A 19,483-nucleotide genomic window follows, 5' to 3' on the forward strand; every position below is an offset into this window, starting at 1 on the left:
GTCGCGGAGGCTTAATCATCCATAGGGGGCCGACGTCACTGACGAAGGTTTTGCGTCAGTCCCTATAGGCCGATCCCTCGCCGAGCTTGCTTCTGTCCGCAGTTCGAGCTGGGCCGCTGCTCAATAGAACTGCTGAGGGGACGTCGATCCCTTCTACTTTGCGGTGGATCCCTTTTCATCACGGAGCCGCTTTTGTGATCGCGTCAAAAGGCGCACCCCAAATGCCGCCGGCACCCGACACTCACGACCGATCATCGACGATTGACCTTGCCCCAATGTCCTAGCCAGTTTTGAGTTCGCTCCAACGGAAGCCGGCGCAACCGGCCGCAGAAGTTTACCTGGTGGTTCGCGTGGCCTTTGCCTTGCCAATGTGGGTACCGGTCCAGATGTCTATGAGAAGTGGTCCGCCTACAAGCCAGCCCCAATGCCCGGCCCAGCAACGAGCGGTGCATTGCGTGGGTTCGCCGAAGATGTTGCCACATTCAAACTGTTAGCGCCTGGTCAGCCGCGAGCGCGCTCGGGCGCAGATATTTTTCACCCAGCCACACGATTCCCAAGTTGACAGTTATCAACATATCGTCCAACATAAATATACAACGTCTTCTAATATTGGACAATAGGAAAAAGGAAGAAATTTCGAATGGCAGTCCGCCCCCTTTCATCCGTGCTGAAGACACTTGCTGCATTCGACTGTGTCGCGGCCGCCGCGGAACCGATGCGGCTGGCCGAGGTCGCCAAGCAGCTCGGAGAAGCCCGAGGCGCTGCCCACCAGCGCCTCGTCACGCTGGTCGAAGCGGGCTGGATCGAGCAGACGCAGGACGGTCGCTACCGGCTGACACTGCGGGTCGTCAGTCACGCAGCGATGGCGTTGGAGCAGTCCAATCTCGGCGCGCGCTTTGCGGGGGTTCTCGAGGAAATGGTGACGCAGAGCGGTGAAACGGCTTCGCTTGCTGTCCTCGATGGCAAGGATGCGGTCATCGTTCGCCGGGTGGAATCGCGCGGTGTTCTTCGGGCCGACCTCAAGGTTGGTGCGCATCTGAGACTCGATCGCACGGCATTTGGCCGCGTCCTCGCTTCGCATGCACGCCCGGAAATCATCGAGCGCCTTCGGGTGCAGGGCGTGAGCCTGCCCGATGACGAGATGATGACGCTGGTTCGCCAGCAGGGATACGCAATTTCCGAAGTCGAGGGCCCGCGCACTGTCTCGGCTGTGGCCGCCCCGATCCTGGATGCGCAGGGCGAGTGCATTGGAGCACTGGCCCTTTCGGGCCCGTTCCAAGGTTTTGACACTGAAAAATGCGCTGGGATCGTCGTCGCGGCAGCGGCGGCGAGCTCTGGACGCATGCGAGGAGACCAATAAATGACTGCCCTTAGAAGTCCTGCTCCGGAATCGGACACCCACCGCATCGCGCGGCTAATGCGTTCAGCCGGAGAAATGATGGCGCCCGAACGCCTGGCCGCGATCCAGCCGTCGCGTGTCAGCGCATCGCGCGCATTGCTCAGCCAGGCAATCCGCGGTCGCTGGCAAATCCAGTGCAAGCGCTTCGAGATCGATGAGAAGGGCAACGGTGTCGCTGAATACCGCATCGATATTGGCGGATGGCGCTTCAGCTTTCCCGTCTATTCCTTTGAGCCCTCACCCCACGGCCGCACCGGCCGCATCATTGGCCGGGCCTGGGACATGATGGGCGCGCTGGTCGAAGGCGATATGAGCCGGGCCGATTTCGAGACGACGGGCGCTGAACTTCCCAAGCTCTATGAGGGACGCGCCACAGCCGGCACGCTCATTTGGTGCCGTTCCAACCGCAGCGGTCGCTTCTTCGAGAGTGCACGCCAGGCGCTTGCGTCAGGAAGGCAGCCGGACGTCGCTGAGCTGGCGCAGACCTGCTACCTCATGCGCAACACAGGTCTCGACGGCAACGGCACGTTTGGAACCAAGACATTCCTTGCCTTTGAAAAAGATCACCCCCTGCGCTGGTCGCTCGCCGCGCAAATGCTGTGCGCCTACATGATGCGCGTCTTTGCCCAGGACCTGCTGCAGCATCTTGTCCGCCTCGGCTCGCCGCAGGCACCCGACATGGCCAAGGATCTTCGCCGTTTCCTCGGCGTCGGCAACGGCTCGGCTCTCGGCCTGATGCTCTTCGTCAACAACCACCCGCGGCTGATCGAACGCTGGCTCTTTATTCGCGAAGAGGCCATTGCGCGAGCCAAGGCGGTTCTTCCCGACGCAGAAGGTTCTGAGATTGCCAAGCTGCTTGCCCTCGTCGACAAGGCGATCACTTTCCGCAGCCAGGACCGCGCGGCCTACGAGAACTTCACGCGCTCCGATGTGCTTGCTGAAGAGCTGCAAACCATCCGGCGCGCTGTCGCCGACCTTCTGCAACGCTGGCAGGCGGGCAACCGCTTCGAGGCAGAGCCCTTCGCAGAGCTTGCGGCCTCGCTTGAGGGCCGCGTGCACGCGGAGGCCATGGAAACCCTTCATTCGCTGCTGATCGAACTCGTGCCCGATGAAGCCGACGCCCTGGTCGGGGGCCTGGTCATCGATGAGGAATTGACGGGGCGCCCGGAGATGCCGGTCCACCGGCTGCGCGACCTGGTTCGCAATGACTATGCATGGGCGTTCAATCTTAATCTCGAGGTGCCCGCCGGCGAGCGCTACGTCTGGTACAAGTCAGTGACCGCGGAAGAACCGCGTCGCGGCCTTGCAACGGAGGTCGGTCACGATGTCGTCAATCTCGGCCTCGACCTGCCACGTCTCGTGGTGGCGCTGGACCGCGACCTTTCTGCGGTTGACCCCAACCTCAGCACGGCGCGCTTCCTGTTCGCCCATCCGCAGCACCGCGCCATCGTCACCCGCGTCCAGGCGCTTGCCGGCACCAGCCTGCATTCGCCGCACGCCGACATCATGAGCGGCTCGTTTACGCCAGCCCATATCACCCGCCTTCTCAATGTCGGCATTCACGGCATCGACAAGACACGCGACTTCCTCGACCGCAACCTGCGCGGCGTCCTGTTTCATGGCGCGCCTCTTCCCGAAGACATTGCTTCTGGAAACGCCGACGCGCTGTGGTTTTATCCTGCGGAGCCAAGCCTGTGAGCACCTGCCAGTCCAACCTTTCGAACTCGATGACTGTGAGCCTGCGCGAGATGCGCATGGTGTTCGAGCGTCTCCTCCAGGTCACGCGCATCGAAAGCGGCCTCGTCCCGGCCCTTAGGGATTGTGCCGTCTACTCTGCGGCCCTCGGTCTTGGCGGCTTTTCGCGTCTGACCGCAACGCTCGAGACGATCAGCAAGGCCACCCCAAAGGCCCTGTCACTCGACGTATCGGGCGACCCCGTCATCGACTGTGGCGGCCAGCATGCCTGGCTCGCCGCCGATGCCGCGCTCGAGCTCGCGGTCGAAAACATGAAGACAGGCGGCAGCGGCGTTGTCACCGTGCGTAACGCCAAAGACATCGGCGAACTCAAAGTCATCGAGGCACTGGCGCAGCGCTTCAGCCTGAAGGCAACAGTCGCCGTCGACGTCGACCGCGCGGCTATCGCAATCACACAAGCGCCTGATCCCGATGAAATCGCCCTTCTCGACAAGATCCGCCGCAATGGCGTTGCCGTCGACGCCGCGACTTGGTGGGAACTCTACCATCGCTCGGCGGAAGCCCTTGCGCCCGACAGCTATCTTTCGCGTCGCCATGCCGGCCCGATCATCGTCGAGGCCGACGGCAAGGTCATCGGCCGCCAGGACGAAGACGAGACCGATTTTTCCCTGCTTCTGGCCGACGCGCCCAAGAGCGCTGCTTCCGGCAAACACTGAATGGAATAACCATGATCATCGATGCTCTGCAATGCGGCCACTTTGACCGCTCGTCCTTCCAGGCCCTGCAACGCGGCGGCTACAGCGCCGTCACCCCGACGCTCGGCTTCTGGGAGGGGACAATGGAATCGCTCGATTCCCTTGCCCGCTGGCGCGACATGGAGCGTGAGAACGCCGACATCGTCCTGATCGCCCGCACCGCCGCCGATATCGAGCGCGCCGAGCAGGAAGGAAAGCTCGCTGTTGTGCTCGGCTATCAGAACTCCAATCTCTTCGAAGACCGCATCGCCTATGTGGAGTTCTTTGCCGAACTTGGTGTGCGCGTTGTCCAGCTCACCTACAACAACCAGAACGAACTCGGTGGGTCCTGCTACGAGGAAAATGACAGCGGCCTGGCCCGGTTCGGCCGGGACGTCGTGCGCGAAATGAACCGGGTCGGCATGCTGGTCGATCTGTCGCATGTCGGCGACAAGACGACGCTGGACGCGATCGAATGGTCGCAAAAGCCCGTGGCCATCACTCATGCCAACGCCGCCTCGCTCTTTGAGCACAAGCGCAACAAGTCCGACCGCGTAATCAAGGCGCTTGCCGCCCGCGGTGGTGTGATCGGTTGCGTAGCCTACCGCAACATCACGCCCGCCAGCGCCTGCGCCACGGTCGACGGCTGGTGCGAGATGGTGGCGCGAACGGTCGATATCGCCGGCATCGACCATGTTGGTATCGGCACCGACATTTCCCACAACCACACCCAGCGTGACTACGACTGGATGCGAAAGGGCCGCTGGACACGATCCGTTCAGTACGGCGCGGGTTCGGCGGCCACGCCTGGTGCGGTGCCGAAGCCGGAATGGCTACTCAAACCGGAAAACCTTCAGGACGTAGCGCCGGCGCTCCTTCGGGTCGGTTTCAATCAGGAAGAGGCGAACAAGATCCTCAGAGACAACTGGCTGCGTCTTTACGGCGAGGTCTTCCGCGCCGACTGACCGGTTACGGAAACGAATTTCCAACGAAAGAAGGGCCGCCGCCAGGCTCGCGAGCGGCCACGGGGAACAGCAATCAACGACCGTTCGACTAAGGAGAACAACGAATGGACACGTTCAAGAAAGCATCGGCAATACCGGTGTCGCGACGCGCAGTGCTCGGTGCTGGTCTTTTTGGGGCCGCCATGCTCGCCTCACCCCTCGTGCGCCGCGCAAGTGCTGCGGACAATGTACTTTATGTCAACACCTGGGGCGGCGACTGGGAAGCTTCCGTTAAGAAGTTCCTCTTCGATCCGTTCACGGCCGACACCGGCATCGAGATCCGCACGGTTTCGCCGATCTCGTTTGCCAAGCTCGCCGCGCAGAAGACGACCGGCGTCTTTGAGTTTGACGTCACGACGCTGGGCGTCGCCGACGTCGCCCGTGCGAATGCAGCCGGCCTCTTGGAAACGCTCGGAGACCATGTCGATGCGTCCAAACTTTGGCAGGGCGCCATCTATGAAAACGGCCTGTCGACTCACGGCTTTGCCACGCAGCTCGCGTTCAACAAGACGAAGTACCCGGATGGTCTGAAGAACTGGGCCGACTTCTTCAACGTTGAAAAATTCCCGGGCAACCGCAGCCTGCAGCGCCACGCCGCCCGCGTACTCGCCATCGCCCTGCTCGCCGACGGCGTTTCCCCGGACCAACTGTTCCCTTATGATCTCGACCGTGCCTTCGCCTCGCTCGACAAGGTCAAGGACAACGTGCGTGTCTGGTGGACAGCAGGCCCGCAGGCCCGCCAAATCCTGACCGACGGCGAGGTCGACATGGCCGGCCTTTGGGACAGCGATGCCGCCGGCGCCAAGAAGGCTTCCAAGGAGCCGATCGAGATCGTCTGGGATCAGGCGATTGTCGACCAGGCATGCTGGATCGTCGCCAAGGATAGCCCGCGTGCCGAAAACGGCTTCAAGCTGATCAGCCATATCGGCCAGAATGCAGAAGGGCTCGCGAAGTTCTGCATCGCCGACCAGAATGGCCCGATGAACCCGAAATCGTTCGATTTCATCCCAGCTGAGGTGGCCAAGACCATGCCGACTTATCCCGATCACCTCGCCCGCGCCGTCATGCTTGATGGCGCCAAGCTGACGGCACAGATCGACGAGTTGAGCAGCCGGTTCGAAAGCTGGGTCGGTCTTTGATGCAACCCTCCCGGTTCCGCGAGAAACGGAACCGGGTTGGTCTAAGAAACAGGTGCATTGCCTAGGGGCGGCCCGCCGCCGCCGGCGTGTGGATCGGGGTTTCCCGATCAGGGTACTGAGGGAGCATTGACATGAAACAGAGATCGTTTTCGCCCATTGCGGAGGGGCCGATACCGCTGATGGCCCCGGCAGCGGTCTTCCTTGCGGTGTTCTTCCTGGTGCCGCTTGCCTATGTCGGCTGGATGAGCATCTCGCAGCCGGTGGTCGGCCTGCAGAACTTCGCACGGCTTCTGCATTCGAGCCTGTTTGCGTCCGTGCTCTATCAGACGTTCAGGACCGCCTTCCTCGTCACCGCTCTTGCGCTCCTCTTCGCCTATCCGCTCGCCTATGCTGCCGCCAACGGATCCAAACGCTTCGCCACCTTTCTCCTGACCGTGGTCGCCCTTTCTTTCTGGACGAGCTATCTCGTGCGCACCTATGCCTGGATGGTCATTCTCGGCAACCAGGGGCCGGTCACGGCACTCCTTACCTGGCTCGGCTTCGATCCTGCGCCGAAGCTACTCTTCACCACGTTCAGCGCAACGCTTTCCATGACCCACGCGCTCATTCCTTTCATGACCATGTCGCTGTTCTCGGTCATGAAGCGCATCGATCCTCTCTATGTTCGCGCTGCGGAAAGCCTCGGCGCGAGCCCGCTTCGTGCCTTCCTCGCAGTCTATCTGCCGCTTTCGGCACCGGGCATCGTCAACGGTTGCACGCTCGTCTTCATCTCCTGCCTCGGCTTCTATGTGATGCCCGTGCTGCTCGGCAGCCCGCGCGACCAGATGATCGCAGGTATCATCGGCGACCAGATCGAACAGACACTCGACTTCGGGCTTGGCTCGGCAATCTCGATCGTGTTGCTCGGTCTGACGCTCGCAGTTTACGCGCTCTACAACCGCTTCTTCGGACTTAACCGGCTATGGGCAGGAGGTGGCCGATGAACCCGTTCGTTCGCGCGCTTGCGCTCCTCATCGCTTTTTTTGTCGCTGCACCGATGTTCATCGTCATCCCAATGTCGTTCAGCTCGGCTGCGTCGCTAACCTTCCCGCCGCCCGGCTACACGCTTGCCAACTACATCAACTTCTTCTCGGACCCCAACTGGACTGAGCCACTCATCAACAGCGTCATCATCGGTCTTGGAACGGTACTGGTGACGCTCTGCCTTGCCATCCCCGCGTCCTTCGCACTGGTGCGGCATATCTTCCTCGGCCGTGAATTGTTCAATCTCCTGATCATGCTGCCAATGATCGTGCCGACCATCGTCATGGCGCTCGGCTACTACATGTACTTCGGTCAACTTCGCCTCGTGCAGAGCTACCTTGGCGTCATCCTTGCCCATAGCTGCATCGCCATGCCGATGGCGACCCTGATCCTGACGGCGGCACTCAAAGGGTTCGACCGGTCCGTCGAGCGGGCTGCCATGAACCTTGGCGCGTCGCCCTTCACGACATTCCGGTTGGTGACCTTCCCAATCCTGCGTCCCGCCTTCACCGTCGCCGGTCTCTTTGCCTTTATCGCTTCCTTCGACGAAGCGGTGATCGCGCTCTTCATCTCCGGCCGCGACAGGGCGACCTTGCCGCGCCAGATGTTCAACGCCGTCCGCCAGGAGGCAGACCCAACCATCTCGGCGGCATCCTCTTTCCTGTTTCTGCTCGTTCTGGCTGGCGTCTGTGTCTGGCTTGCGCCGCAATTTGTGCGCCGCCGGTCCGGGACAACACGTCAGCCGCTCGAAAACGGCGCCACCAACACCGCTGCGGCGGCATCCTGATCAAGGAGCACAGCCATGAACGCCCGTTCTCTCACACTCCGCAACGTCAACAAGAGCTACGACGGCAAGCATATGGCGGCCGACAACGTGTCGCTCGAGATCAAGGCTGGCGAGTTCGTCTCCTTCCTTGGTCCCTCCGGCTCCGGCAAGACCACGACGCTAATGATGATTGCCGGCTTCCAGCATCCGACGAGCGGAGAAATCCGGCTCGGCGAACGCGCCATCGACAAGCTGCCGCCGCACAAGCGCAATATCGGCATGGTCTTCCAGAACTACGCCCTCTTCCCGCACATGACGATTGCCGACAACGTCGCCTTTCCCCTGCGCATGCGCGGTGTGGAGAAGGCCGAGAAAGAACGGCGCTCGCGGGAGGCGCTGGCCAAGGTCGGCCTGCAAGGTTTCGAGAGACGCATTCCCTCGGAATTATCCGGCGGACAACAACAGCGTGTGGCCCTTGCCCGCGCACTTGTCTTTGAGCCCGATATCATTCTGCTCGACGAACCGCTCGGCGCGCTCGACAAGGCGCTTCGCGAGCACATGCAGGTGGAGTTGAAACGCATCCACCGCGACCTCGGCGTCACCATGGTCTACGTCACCCACGACCAGTCGGAAGCCATGACAATGTCGGACCGGATCGCCGTTTTCAACGAGGGACGCATCGAGCAGGTAGGCACCCCAAACGAGATCTATTTCGCGCCGAAGACCCACTTCGTTGCCTCGTTCATCGGCGACAGCAACATCCTCGGAGCTTCCTCGCTTGGCGATGGCCGCTACGAGACGCCAGTCGGCGTCGTCGACACCAAAGCTGCAGGCGGTGACCGCAACAGCAAAGCCGAATTGCTGTTGCGCCCGGAGATGATCCGCCTCGCCGACGGAGCGGATCCAAGCCGTCAGGCGATGAAGATCGACAGCACTATCAACTATGGTGACAACCTGCTGGTCATCGGCAAACTCGGCGCGCAAGCGATCCGCATGCGCGTGCCCGGCGTCGATGCACGAAGGCTTGACGGTGCTTCCGAGTGCCACGTCACCTGGCGCAGCGAAGATGTGCACGTCATCGCCTGACAATCGCAAAGCGCAATCAAGCATAGCCTGGAGCCTGCCATGAACGACCGTCCCAACTCCCTTCACGCCCTGGATCGGCAAAGTCTCGTGCACCCCTACACCAACCTTGCGGTTCACCAGGAAGTGGGGCCGCATGTAATCACCGGTGGTGAGGGCATTTACGTCGTCGACGATCAGGGAAAACGTTACATCGAGGGTCTTGCTGGCCTCTTCTGCGCGGGGCTCGGCTTCAGCGAGCCGCGTTTGGTGGAAGCGGCGACGCGGCAGCTGAAGACGATGCCATTCTATCATTCCTTCGCCCACAAATCGACGGAACCGGGTATCCGCCTTGCAGAGAAGCTGCTCGAAATGGCGCCGGTACCCATGTCGAAGGTCTTCTTTGCCGGTTCCGGTTCCGAAGCGAACGACACGGCGATCAAGCTGGTCTGGTACTACAACAACGCGGTCGGACGGCCTGAGAAGAAGAAGATCATTTCGCGCCGCAAGGCCTATCACGGTGTGACGGTCGCGACCGCAAGCCTCACCGGCCTTCCGTTCAACCATCGCGACTTCGATCTGCCGATCGCCAATATTCTGCACACGGACTGCCCGCATTACTGGCGGTTTGCTGAACCCGGAGAGAGCGAGGAAGACTTCGCAACCAGGCTAGTCGGCAACCTCGAACAGATGATCCTTGAGGAAGGCCCGGAAACGGTGGCCGCCTTCTTCGCTGAACCGGTCATGGTATCCGGTGGAGTGATCACGCCGCCAAAGACCTATTTCGAGAAGCTCCAGACGGTTCTGAAAAAGTACGACATCCTTCTGGTGGCAGATGAAGTCATCTGCGGCTTTGGGCGTACCGGTAACATGTTCGGGTCGGAAACCTACGGGCTGAAACCGGACATGATCAGTTGCGCAAAGCAGCTTTCGGCCGCCTACATGCCGATCTCCGCGCTGATGATCAACGAGACGATCTCTGACGTCCTCCTCGACCAGAGCCGCAAGATCGGAACATTCTCGCATGGCTTTACTTATGGTGGTCATCCGGTCGCCGCGGCCGTGGCTCTGGAGGCCCTGACTATCTACCAGGAGGTAGACATCGTCTCCCACATCCGCGCCGTCGGCCCGCGCTTTCAGGAGGGCATTCGAAAGCTTGGCGAACATCCGCTGATCGGTGAAGCCCGCGGTGTGGGTCTTGTCGCGGGCCTCGAATTCGTCAAGGACAAGGTAACGAAAGAGAACTTCCCACCTGCCTGGCAGGTCGCCAACCATGCCGGCAAGTTCGCAACCGAGCGCGGCGTCCTCACGCGTGGTCTTGGCGACATGGTGAGCCTGTGCCCGGCCATGATCATCAACGAGAAGCAGATCGACGATCTCATGGCACGCATGCAGCTTGCTCTCGACGACACGCTTTCGTGGGCGCGCAGCCAAGGCTACATCGCGTGATGCCGGAGATCGACATGTCCACCCGTCCGCCACATTCCTATGAACGGCTCGGCATGCTGATCGGCGGCCGCTGGATTTACGAGACCGAGGGGCAGGACGCGGTCATCGACCCGGCAAGCGGAGCGGTCATCGGCTATTTGCCCTGCGCCACCGACGCCGACCTAGCGGCGGCCGTCGCCTCCGCGCAGCGGGCGTTCGGAAGCTGGAAGGATCGCTCACCGCTCGACCGCGGGCAGATCCTGCGGCGCTTCGCCGATCTTGCTCGCACGCACGCCGAGGAGGTCGGCCGCAACATGGTGCTTGACCAGGGCAAACCGCTGACGGAAGCAATCGGTGAGATCCGATTTGCCGCCGACCATGCCGATTGGCATGCGGAGGAAGCGCGGCGCATCTATGGTCGCCTTATCCCTTCGCGAGATCCACGTGTACAGCAGGCGGTCACGCGCGAACCCGTCGGCGTCTGCATCGCATTTACCCCTTGGAATTTCCCGTTTAGCCAGGCACTGCGCAAGGTCGTGGCAGCCTTGGCAAGCGGCTGCACGATAATCCTCAAAGGGCCGGCGGAATCGCCCTCCTCCACGGTCGCGATCGGCCGGCTTATGCAGGAGGCGGGTCTGCCGGACGGTTGCCTCAATATCGTCTGGGGATCGTCTTCGCATATTTCCGAAACGCTGCTTTCGGCGCCCGAGGTGAAGAAGATCTCGTTTACGGGGTCCGTCGAAGTCGGCAAGCTGCTTGCTTCGCTCGCAGGCCGCCATATGAAGCGCTCCACGATGGAGCTTGGCGGCCACGCTCCGGTTATCGTCTTCGACGATGCCGACGTTGAAGCATCTGCCGACGCGCTTGCCGCGCAAAAGGTCCGCAATGCCGGACAGGTCTGCGTTTCGCCGACCCGCTTCTACGTTCAAACAGGAGCATATGACCGTTTCCTAGCGCGCTTCGCCGACAAGGTGGCCGCCACGAAGGTTGGCTATGGCTTTGCCGAAGGAGTGCAGATGGGTCCGCTCTGCCACGCCCGCCGGGTCACGGCTATGGAAGGCTTCGTACAGGATGCCCGCGAACGGGGAGCGGAGATCGTGACCGGCGGCAGTCGCATCGGCGACGCCGGCTTTTTCTATGCGCCGACGGTGGTTGCCGGTGGTTCCGACGCGTTGCGGCTGATGAACGAGGAGCCCTTTGGACCCATTGCGGTCGTCGCGCCTTTTTCTGGTTTTGACGACGTGATGCGGCGCGCCAACAGCCTTCCTTTCGGCCTTGCGTCTTACGTGTTCACCGCCTCCAGCAGTCGAGCCCAGCACGCCGCAAAAGCGCTTGCCGCCGGGATGGTCAGCATCAATCACTTCGGCCTGGCGCTACCCGAAACGCCTTTCGGTGGCATCAACGACAGCGGCTATGGTAGCGAAGGTGGGACTGAAACCTTTGACGGCTATCTCAACACGAAATTCGTGACCCGCTTCGACGCGCGGCCCGAATGAGCAGCCTTACTTTCTTGGAGAACAAAATGTTTGAAGCCATCGATACCGGATCAGACCCCTCAGACGCGCCAGTCAGCGAGGTCGTGCGCGCCGGCAATCTCGTCTGGTCGGTCCATATTTCCGAAGACCCGGTGAATGGCGACCTCGTCACAGGTGACATCGAAACCCAGACGCGCCGAACGCTTGGAAATCTCGACATCGCGATCCGTGCTGCGGGCGGCACGCTGGCCGATGTCGTGCAGGTTCAGGTTTTCCTCACTGAAAGATCGGACGCACCAGGAATGAACAAGGTCTACGCCGAGTTCTTCAAGGAGCCCTATCCGGTGCGTGCGACCGTGGTGGTAAAGGAGCTTTTGGCCGAAGGCCTTCGCATCGAAATCCTTGCCCACGCCGTTCTCGGCAACAGAGCTTAAAGTGGCCGATCATGTTTGAGAAAGTCGAAACCGGTATCGCTTCGTCAAAGGCGCCTTTGAGCGCTACGGTCAAGGCAGGCCGCATCGTGCGATCCGCGCATATTGCAAAGAATCCGACGACGGGCGAACCCATTACCGGTGACATCGAGACACAGGCACGCCAGGTGTTCCTGAACCTCCGACAGGCGCTCGAAGCGGCCGGCGGAACACTTGCCGATGTTGTGCAGATCCAGGCCTATCTCACGGATAAGGCGGATGCAGGCGGCATGAATAGGATTTACCGGGAGTTCTTTACTGCACCTTATCCGGTTCGTGCCACCGTCGTAGTCGATCTTCTCTCCAGCGGAATACGCCTTGAGGTACTCGCAACGGCTGTCCTTTCCTCCTCGGCGTGACGATGGTGTCTCGCCTGTTTGGCGCTGTCTGTCCAAAAGAGATAGAAGACGGCAACCGGCGGCACCGGCCTCTACCGAGAAAAGGGACCTGGTCCCTAACCAAGTCTTTTTAACAATGACAGACATGCCACGAACGTATGTGGAAACGCCGCCTTCCGTTCCTTCTTCATCCGTTGATTGGCTTCCACCACAGAGCGCTCATGCGTGATGTGCCGGTGGCGACCGAGAAGGAGATTGGAGACGAGGCGGCTCGGGTGACCGATTCGTCCAAGTCATTCGATACGCCAGAATTCATGAAGGGCAAGTTCAGGGTCCGCGCCGGGGCGGCGCAAGGCGGCACCTACGGCAACTCAGTGCGAGAGGCGCTAGACGTGATCTATGCCCTCGACGGAAGCCGGCTCAAACCTTTGACGGTGCGGTTGCGCCGCAGAACAGGTGGGCTGAGGTTTTGAGCAAGGGGTCTTGCGGCGGCCGCTCCGAACCAAACGGTTCCCCACGAACACGAGGGGAGCATTGCGCTCCCCTCCCCGATGTCGTCACATCAGGCCTGACCAGGCCGATTGATGCTCAGGAAGTGTCGAACCACTGGCTTCTCCGGGCCTTTGTGATAGGTCAGAACCTTGCCCTGCAAGTCTGCGTCGGCGTTGGAAACCCGCTGATGCTGGCGAAGGTGTTCCGCCCAGGATTCCACCATGAACCACTCAACCATCTTTTCCGGGTCGGCGGAGTCTTCGGTCACGCCCCAGCCATAGGCACCATCGCGGCGACGTTCCTGGGAGAGCGTGTCGAGCGCATGGAGGAAGGCGCGGCGGTGATGTTTTTCGACCTGGTACTCGATCAGGATCAGGACGGGACCACGGTCATGAGCGACAGGTTCGGCAACAAGCGGTTCCGGCCAATGGTTCGAAGGCACCAAATCCACATCGCCGGCTGGCAGCTTCAGTCGGTGCATGATGAAGCCGGCGGCAAGCAGTCCGGCAGCGCCGATCAGCAGCGTCCCCTGGATACCCGCTGCTTCGCCAACTGCACCCCAGCCAAGGCTGCCGGCGGTCATCGCCCCGTTGAAAACGGTGAGGTAGACCGCAAGACCGCGACCACGCACCCAGTTGGGGAGAACGGCCTGTGCTGCGCCATTGAGGGTTGTCAGCGCGGTGATCCATGCACCACCGAGGAACAGAAGGGCGATGATGGCAACCCACTTCGGGAGGGAAAGCGAAAGTACGGCCATGACGATCGCGGTGACAACGGCCGCCCCGAGCAACAGTCCATCGGCGCTCAGCCGGTCACGCAGCTTCGGCATGACCAATGCTCCTGCGATCGCACCGGCACCGACAGCGCCGAGCAGAATGCCGTAGAAGCTTGCGTCCCCACCCAGGAGTTGGCGGGCGACCAGCGGCAAAAGTGCCCAGACCGCGCTCGCAAAGGCAAAAAAGATCGCGGCACGCAGCAGGACGACATGCAGTGGACGACTGGCGCGGGTGTAGCGGAGACCGGCACGGAATGCGCCAAAGAAGTTTTCAGACAACGCATCGTTGGCGCTTTTTGCCCGTGGCCACCAGAGAAGCGCGGCGATGACGATGATGTAGCTGGCCACGTCGGCACCATAGGTGACGCCTGCGCCAAACGCGGCAAGCAAAAGTCCGCCTGCCGCGGGGCCGATCGATCGTGCGATATTGATCCCGAGTGAGTTCAGCGCCACGGCGCTTTTGACGTCTTCTCGCTTGACCAGTTCTGGAACGATCGCCTGCCAGGTCGGCCCCATCAGTGCGGCACCGATGCCGCCGAGGAAGGTCAGACCGATCAGTGCGCTGACGGAGAGCATTCCGGTCTGCGCCAGAACCATCAAACTGATACTGACGGAGGCAAGCAAGATCTGAACAGCAATCAGGAACTTGCGCCGATCGAGGATGTCGGTGAGCACACCGGCCGGGATGGCGAGCAGGAAAATAGGCAAGGTTCCCGCCGCCTGCACCATCGCAACTGCGGCAGTTGAAGCGGACAGGTCAGTCATGAGCCACGAGCTGGCAACGTCACGCATGAAGCTGCCGGTATTGCCCAGGACTGTGGCCGTCCAAAGGACCGCGAAAACCGGTTGAGCCAGGGGAGCGAAGCTTCCGCCGACAGATTTTTTGTCGCTCATTTGCGATCTCCTTTTGTCAGATCGATTGCGGCGACAATGACGAATGCGCCGGCGAGGCCGAGATGCTCGAAGAAGGCATTGCCGGCCATCGTGCGATCCATGCCCGGTGCCATTTCCCAGAAGCGAAGGGCAATGAAGGTTGCAAGAAGAGTGAACCCCGCGAGTGACAGCGCGCCAGCCCAACGCAGGATGCCTGATACCACCATGGCCGAAGCCGCAAGCTCAAAGCCGATGACAGCAACCGCGAAGAACGCCGGCGGATGAAGACCGAAATGCGCCATCTCGGCGATCGCGCCATCAAAGTCGAAGGTCTTGGCAAGCGGCCCCTGAATGTAGGCGGCGCAAAGGGCAAGCAGCGCCGCGGTCCGCATTGCGGGAGCCGCGATGACTTCGGCAAAATGCCCACGGATTGAAGAGGTCGGGTGATGGATCATTTTTGCTCCTGCGATCGTCGCTGTTTCTGAAACCGGCTATGTGGTTCGTCTGATAGAGCGATATTGACCGGGAAGTTCCCTACCAACAATTGCATCAATATTTGCTATTTAATTGCATTTTTTGCAACAATAGAAGCGCATTGCATGTGCTCCAGCCAAACACCAAAACGGGCAGCGACCGAGCTGCCCGTTTTGGTGTTCATGCATGATTTGCGTGCCTTCACACCGCCCAGCAGGAGCATCCAAGCGCGCCGAAGAAACCCTTAAGGTCGGCGATCGGCAGTTTCGACGTCCAGGCGCCGGCATGATCGTGGCCATGGACGTCGCAATCGCTGGCGCAGCCGCACGACGTGATCGCGGTGCGCCGGAGCGAGCGCTTTCCGGCGCCCTCGGGCTCACCCCAGGCGGCATAACCGCCGAAGGTGCGGACCGGCGACCAGTCGGGCATTGCCGGCGGCACCTTGTTCTCGTCGTGAGAGGCAAATTCGCCGGCCGCATAGACGATCTTGCCGCCGACCATCGTGAGCTCTGACGTGAGGAAGGAAATCTCGTCCTCGGCGCAGTTGAAAAAATCCTTGTTCGGCACGATGAGGTCGGCGAACTGCCCCTTCTCAATCCGGCCTTTCTTGCCTTCCTCGTTTGAAAACCACTGCACCTTCTCGGTCCACATCCGAAGCGCCGTCTCGCGATCGAGGCAGTTGGCGCGCGGGTAGAGCTGCAGGCCGCCGACAGTCTTGCCGGTCACCATCCACGACAGCGAAACCCAGGGGTTGTAGGATGCGACGCGGGTCGCATCGGTGCCGGCGGAGACGTTGACGCCCCTTGCCAGCATCTTGGCCACCGGCGGCGTCGCTTCAGCGACACCATGGCCGTAGCGCTCGACGAAGTACTCGCCCTGATAGGCCATGCGGTGCTGCACGGCGATGCCGCCGCCAAGGGCGGCGATCCGGTCGATCGAGCGGTCAGAGATCGTCTCCGCATGGTCGAAGAACCAGTTGATGCCCTCAAGCGGGATATCCTGGTTGACCTTCTCGAAGACGTCGAGCGCACGGGTGATCGTCTCGTCATAGGTGGCATGCAGTCGCCAGGGCCAGCGGTTCTCCGCAAGAATGCGCACGACCTCTTCGAGTTCGCCCTCCATCTCCGGCGGCATGTCCGGGCGCGGCTCGCGGAAGTCCTCGAAGTCGGCGGCGGAAAACACCAGCATCTCGCCGGCACCGTTGTGGCGGAAATAGTCGTTACCCTGCTTGTACTTGACCGACGACGTCCATTTCAGGAAGTCGTCCTTCTCCTGCTTCGGCTTCTGGGTGAAGAGGTTGTAGGCAAGGCGGACCGTCATCTGGCCCTCGTCCGAGAGCTTCTGGATGACGGCATAGTCATCCGGGTAGTTCTGGAAGCCGCCGCCGGCGTCGATGACGCTGGTGACGCCGAGCCGGTTGAGCTCGCGCATGAAATGACGGGTCGAGTTGACCTGGTAATCGAAGGGCAGCTTCGGCCCCTTGGCGAGCGTCGAATAGAGGATGCCGGCATTGGGCTTGGCCAAGAGCAGCCCCGTCGGGTTGCCGCTGGCATCGCGAGTGATCTCGCCGCCCGGCGGGTTCGGCGTGTCCCTGGTGTAGCCGACGGCGCGGAGCGCCGCGGCATTGAGCAGCGCCCGGTCATAGAGATGCAGCAGGAACACCGGCGTATCGGGCGCGACCGCGTTGATCTCATCGATCGTCGGCAACCGCTTTTCGGCGAACTGGTGCTCGGTGAAGCCGCCGACGACCCGCACCCATTGCGGCGCCGGCGTGATCGCCACCTGCCGCTTCAGCATGTCCATCGCATCGGCAAGCGAGCGCACGCCGTCCCAGCGCAGCTCCATGTTGAAGTTGAGGCCGCCACGCACGACGTGGGTATGATTGTCGTTCAGGCCCGGCAGGACGCGCTTGCCCTTGAGGTCGATGGTCTTTGTGCCTGAGCCTGCCAGCGCCATGATCGTCCTGTCGTCACCGACAGCGAGGATCAGGCCATCCTTGACGGCAACGGCAGTGGCAGTCGGATTGGCGCGGTCGAGCGTCGTCACGAGGCCGCTGTGAAGGATCAGGTCGGGCGTCATCGAAGTATCTCCGGTCTGTTGGGCGCCGGCGGTGCGGGCCGACGAGAAGAGAGCGGGCAGCGCCAGCGACGAGGCGGCACCGAGGAACGAGCGTCTTGTCGGCATGATCAGACACTCTCGCGATCGTTAACTTTGCGAGCCGCTGTCTGTCCGCCCGGGAGGTGGCCGAACATGTGCGGCTTGACCTGGTTGATCCACGAGATTGCCGCCGTCTCGTTGCTCCACAGGGTCTTGGCAAAGGGGACGATCTGTTCGCCGAGCAGAATCCCAAGAAGGCCGACAAGGGCAATGACTGGCGAACGGACATTGAGGAGGCTGTAGACGATTCCGACCAGAAGTCCGGCGCCGAGTGACATGAGGTAAAGTTTCATGCGGGTGATCCTCACCTGTTGAGGCTGCCGCCCTTACCGGTTCGACCCGGTCAGAGCGGCTGCCTACTGCATCACTTGACCGGGTTCGGGCCGATCCGCTTTCCGTGGGTGACGCGTTCGCCGGCCTTGTGGACCATGGTGTAGGCATAGTCGATGCCCATGCCATAGGCACCGGAGTGCTCCTTCACCAGCGAAGTGACGGCGTCGTAGGTTTCCTTGCGAGCCCAATCGCGCTGCCATTCGAGCAGGACCTGCTGCCAGGTGACCGGAATGACGCCAACCTGGACCATGCGGTCCATCGCATATTTGTGGGCGTCGGCCGAGGTGCCGCCCGACGCGTCGGCGACCATGTAGATTTCGTAGTCCGGAACATCATGGAGGGCTGAAAGCGCGAAGGTGGTGTTGCAGACCTCGGTCCAGAGCCCCGAGACGATGATCTTCTTGCGACCGTTGGCGGCGTTCTTCGCCAGGGCATCACGGACGTTCTGGTCATCCCAGGAGTTCATCGAAGTGCGCTCAAGGATGTCGTTTTCCGGGAACACGGCGAGCAGTTCAGGATAGGTGTGGCCGGAGAAGGACTCGGTTTCGACAGTGGTGATCGTCGTCGGGATGTTGAAGATCTTGGCAGCCCTTCCGAGGCCGACGACGTTGTTCTTCAGAGCCTGGCGATCGATCGACTGCACGCCGAAAGCCATCTGCGGCTGCTGGTCGATAAAGATAAGCTGGCTGTTTTGCGGGGTCAGAACTTCGAGCTTGGACATCTGGAATACTCCGTTTGGTGTCGCCGGCGTGCGACGGTTGAAATGAGAAGGGTTTCGGAGACGAGCCGGCTGGCGCGAGTAGCCGGCTCAAGGTTGTCGGTTGGTTAAGTCGTGCGTATCAGATTCGGCGGGTTCTAAGCGGCAAGCGGAACCAGACCGGCCTCGATCTTGTTGCGGAAAGGCTCGTAACGGTTCGGAAGCTTCAACGCCTCGCCGAGATGGGCGGTGTCCTCGTCACGGTCGAAGCCGGGCTCGTTCGTTGCAATCTCGAACAAGATACCACCGGGTGTCCGGAAATAGATCGCCCAGAAATAGTCCCGGTCGATGACGGGGGTTACCTGGTAGCCGGTATCCATCAGGGCCTTGCGCACTTCGAGTTGCTTTTCCCGATTTTCGACCGCAAAAGCGATATGGTGGACCGAACCCGCCCCCTGACGGGCGAATGGCGTCTTCGGCAAGGCCGCCAGTTCAATGGTGTCTGCACCGTTGCCACCAGGAAGGATCAATCGCGTGACGTCTCCTTCCACTCCGGCAATCTCATAGCCCATAAAGCGCAGCAATTCCTCGGTCGCAGCAGTGTCGTGCAGATTGAAACGGGCGCCGGTAAAGCCGCGAATGGCGTTGTCCTCCGAGATACCCTCACCAAGCCATGGCGCCCGCCCGTCGATAGCCGTTTCGACCAAAGCGAGGCCATCGCCATCAGGGCCTGTGAAGCGCAAGCGCTCTGCGCCGAAGACCGTTTCAGCCTGCATGCCACCGACACCTTGAGCAACCAGGCGCTCCTTCCAGAAACTAAGCGTTCCTTTCGGGATAGAGAACTGGGTTTCGCCGACTTCGCCGACACCGGGCCGTCCGGTCATTATATGGGGAAAGGGAAAGTAGGTCATGACCGTTCCGGGCGTGCCCAACTCATCACCGTAATAGAGGTGGTAGACACTGGGCTCGTCGAAGTTGACCGTCTTCTTCACCCGGCGCAGGCCGAGCGTGTTGGTGAAAAACCTGTTGTTCTTTTGCGCGTCCGACGCCATCGAAGTGACGTGATGCAGTCCCTTGATATCCTTGATCATGGCCAGTGCCCTTTCCGTTGACGTTGTCCGTCGATAGACAAGGTTATAGCCGGGTTGA

The 19,483-nt window shown here is 61.2% G+C and carries 19 protein-coding genes; 13 read left to right on the forward strand and 6 right to left on the reverse strand.

Features of this window, described 5'->3' with window-relative positions; genetic code table 11:
* Positions 1 to 640: 640 nt before the first annotated feature.
* From AC3WVQ_RS34735 to AC3WVQ_RS34795, 13 genes are all read left to right on the forward strand, one after another.
* On the forward strand, positions 641 to 1,360 hold the full coding sequence (locus AC3WVQ_RS34735) for an IclR family transcriptional regulator (protein WP_029742651.1): 720 nt from the start codon (positions 641 to 643) through the stop codon (positions 1,358 to 1,360).
* Positions 1,361 to 3,097, forward strand: coding sequence for a hypothetical protein (locus AC3WVQ_RS34740; protein WP_060610091.1), 1,737 nt, complete (start codon positions 1,361 to 1,363; stop codon positions 3,095 to 3,097).
* Positions 3,094 to 3,810 carry a hypothetical protein gene (locus AC3WVQ_RS34745; protein WP_113505536.1) on the forward strand — a complete coding sequence of 239 codons (717 nt, stop codon included), beginning with the start codon at positions 3,094 to 3,096 and terminating at the stop codon, positions 3,808 to 3,810. The genes AC3WVQ_RS34740 and AC3WVQ_RS34745 overlap by 4 nt, the downstream gene beginning before the upstream one ends.
* 11 nt (positions 3,811 to 3,821) lie before the next feature.
* Entirely contained in the window at positions 3,822 to 4,793 is a 972-nt protein-coding gene (locus AC3WVQ_RS34750) for a membrane dipeptidase (RefSeq protein ID WP_134887130.1), read from the forward strand.
* Between the two features lie 104 nt (positions 4,794 to 4,897).
* The gene (locus tag AC3WVQ_RS34755) at positions 4,898 to 5,971 is read left to right on the forward strand and encodes an extracellular solute-binding protein (protein WP_134887129.1); all 1,074 of its coding nucleotides are present in this window, start codon (positions 4,898 to 4,900) and stop codon (positions 5,969 to 5,971) included.
* A 131-nt stretch (positions 5,972 to 6,102) separates the two neighbouring features.
* Complete coding sequence (locus AC3WVQ_RS34760) at positions 6,103 to 6,954, forward strand: ABC transporter permease (protein ID WP_492383543.1); 852 nt, start codon at positions 6,103 to 6,105, stop codon at positions 6,952 to 6,954.
* A complete protein-coding gene (locus tag AC3WVQ_RS34765) occupies positions 6,951 to 7,781 on the forward strand; it encodes an ABC transporter permease (protein ID WP_029742658.1) in 831 nt (276 codons plus the stop codon). The genes AC3WVQ_RS34760 and AC3WVQ_RS34765 overlap by 4 nt, the downstream gene beginning before the upstream one ends.
* A 15-nt stretch (positions 7,782 to 7,796) precedes the next feature.
* Positions 7,797 to 8,846, forward strand: a complete 1,050-nt coding sequence (locus AC3WVQ_RS34770; RefSeq protein ID WP_113294290.1) for an ABC transporter ATP-binding protein — start codon at positions 7,797 to 7,799, stop codon at positions 8,844 to 8,846.
* Positions 8,847 to 8,885: 39 nt separating this feature from the next.
* Positions 8,886 to 10,271, forward strand: a complete 1,386-nt coding sequence (locus tag AC3WVQ_RS34775) for an aspartate aminotransferase family protein (protein ID WP_492383544.1) — start codon at positions 8,886 to 8,888, stop codon at positions 10,269 to 10,271.
* A gap of 14 nt (positions 10,272 to 10,285) precedes the next feature.
* The gene (locus AC3WVQ_RS34780) at positions 10,286 to 11,746 is read left to right on the forward strand and encodes an NAD-dependent succinate-semialdehyde dehydrogenase (protein ID WP_113080057.1); all 1,461 of its coding nucleotides are present in this window, start codon (positions 10,286 to 10,288) and stop codon (positions 11,744 to 11,746) included.
* Positions 11,747 to 11,772: 26 nt separating this feature from the next.
* The gene (locus tag AC3WVQ_RS34785) at positions 11,773 to 12,159 is read left to right on the forward strand and encodes a RidA family protein (RefSeq protein WP_029742662.1); all 387 of its coding nucleotides are present in this window, start codon (positions 11,773 to 11,775) and stop codon (positions 12,157 to 12,159) included.
* Positions 12,160 to 12,170: 11 nt separating this feature from the next.
* Positions 12,171 to 12,554 carry a RidA family protein gene (locus AC3WVQ_RS34790; protein WP_034802064.1) on the forward strand — a complete coding sequence of 128 codons (384 nt, stop codon included), beginning with the start codon at positions 12,171 to 12,173 and terminating at the stop codon, positions 12,552 to 12,554.
* 200 nt (positions 12,555 to 12,754) lie between these two features.
* Positions 12,755 to 13,006 carry a hypothetical protein gene (locus AC3WVQ_RS34795; RefSeq protein ID WP_234824651.1) on the forward strand — a complete coding sequence of 84 codons (252 nt, stop codon included), beginning with the start codon at positions 12,755 to 12,757 and terminating at the stop codon, positions 13,004 to 13,006.
* 89 nt (positions 13,007 to 13,095) lie between these two features.
* On the opposite strand, the gene AC3WVQ_RS34800 is transcribed toward AC3WVQ_RS34795, so the two are convergent.
* The 6 genes from AC3WVQ_RS34800 to AC3WVQ_RS34825 all read right to left on the reverse strand — a co-directional run bounded on the left by AC3WVQ_RS34800 (position 13,096) and on the right by AC3WVQ_RS34825 (position 19,425).
* Positions 13,096 to 14,694, reverse strand: coding sequence for an MFS transporter (locus AC3WVQ_RS34800; protein ID WP_029742665.1), 1,599 nt, complete (start codon positions 14,692 to 14,694; stop codon positions 13,096 to 13,098).
* Entirely contained in the window at positions 14,691 to 15,128 is a 438-nt protein-coding gene (locus AC3WVQ_RS34805) for a DoxX family protein (RefSeq protein ID WP_113294287.1), read from the reverse strand. Before AC3WVQ_RS34805 ends, AC3WVQ_RS34800 begins: the two co-directional genes overlap by 4 nt.
* A 220-nt stretch (positions 15,129 to 15,348) precedes the next feature.
* Positions 15,349 to 17,331, reverse strand: coding sequence for an amidohydrolase (locus AC3WVQ_RS34810; protein WP_492383545.1), 1,983 nt, complete (start codon positions 17,329 to 17,331; stop codon positions 15,349 to 15,351).
* 2 nt (positions 17,332 to 17,333) lie between these two features.
* Complete coding sequence (locus AC3WVQ_RS34815) at positions 17,334 to 17,597, reverse strand: XapX domain-containing protein (RefSeq protein WP_192358838.1); 264 nt, start codon at positions 17,595 to 17,597, stop codon at positions 17,334 to 17,336.
* Positions 17,598 to 17,668: 71 nt separating this feature from the next.
* Positions 17,669 to 18,358 (reverse strand): hydrolase, encoded by a 690-nt coding sequence (locus AC3WVQ_RS34820; RefSeq protein WP_060520945.1) that lies wholly within the window; start codon positions 18,356 to 18,358, stop codon positions 17,669 to 17,671.
* A 134-nt stretch (positions 18,359 to 18,492) separates the two neighbouring features.
* A complete protein-coding gene (locus tag AC3WVQ_RS34825; protein ID WP_034802231.1) occupies positions 18,493 to 19,425 on the reverse strand; it encodes a VOC family protein in 933 nt (310 codons plus the stop codon).
* Between the last annotated feature and the right edge of the window lie 58 nt (positions 19,426 to 19,483).

The organism is Ensifer sp. EB106-05-01-XG146 (genome assembly GCF_058791875.1).